Genomic DNA, 812 nt, shown 5'->3' with positions numbered 1-812 from the left:
TTGTCATGGCCCTGCACGTAGTCGAGGAAGCGCTGCAGCGCGCGGAAGCGGCCGGGGCGGCCGAGCAGCCGGCAGTGCATGCCGATCGACAGCATCCTGGGGCTGTCCTGCCCTGCGGGATCGCCTTCTTCATACAGCACGTCGAACGCATCCTTCAGGTACTGGAAGAACTGCTCGCCGGTGTTGAAGCCCTGCGGCGTGGCAAAGCGCATGTCGTTCGAGTCCAGCGTGTACGGCACCACCAGGTGCGGCTTCTTCTCGCCGCCGGTGACTTCCACTTCGGTCCAGAAGGGCAGGTCATCGCCGTAGTAGTCGGAGTCGTACAGGAAGCCGCCGTGCTCGACCACCAGGCGGCGCGTGTTGGGGCTGTCGCGCCCGGTGTACCAGCCCAGCGGCATCGAGCCGGTCAGGTCCTTGATGATCTGCATGCCGATGCGCATGTGCTCGCGCTCGGTGGCCTCGTCGATGTTCTGGTAGTGGATCCAGCGCCAGCCGTGGCAGGCGATCTCGTGGCCCAGCTCGACGAAGGCGCGGGTCAGCTCCGGATGGCGCTGCAGCGCCATCGACACGCCGAAGATGGTCAGCGGCAGGCCGCGCTTTTCGAACTCGCGCAGGATGCGCCAGACGCCGGCGCGCGAGCCGTATTCATAGATGCCCTCCATGCTCATGTGGCGGTCGGGATAGGCCGCGGCGCCGACGATCTCGGAGAGGAACTGCTCGGAGGCGGCGTCGCCGTGCAGCACGCAGTTCTCGCCGCCTTCTTCGTAGTTGAGGACGAACTGCAGCGCGACGCGCGCGCCGCCCGGCCAGCG

1 protein-coding gene is annotated in these 812 nt (G+C 67.0%); it reads right to left on the bottom strand.

What is annotated here, in order from left to right; genetic code table 11:
• On the bottom strand, positions 1-812 hold an 812-nt coding region (gene puuE / locus J8I34_RS34225), incomplete at both ends, for an allantoinase PuuE (RefSeq protein WP_209808604.1).

This window comes from Cupriavidus phytohabitans, from assembly GCF_017815025.1.
In the GTDB taxonomy this organism is placed as follows: domain Bacteria; phylum Pseudomonadota; class Gammaproteobacteria; order Burkholderiales; family Burkholderiaceae; genus Cupriavidus.
The sequence above is the reverse complement of the archived record's forward strand: the minus strand, read 5'-3'. Positions and strand labels throughout refer to the sequence as shown.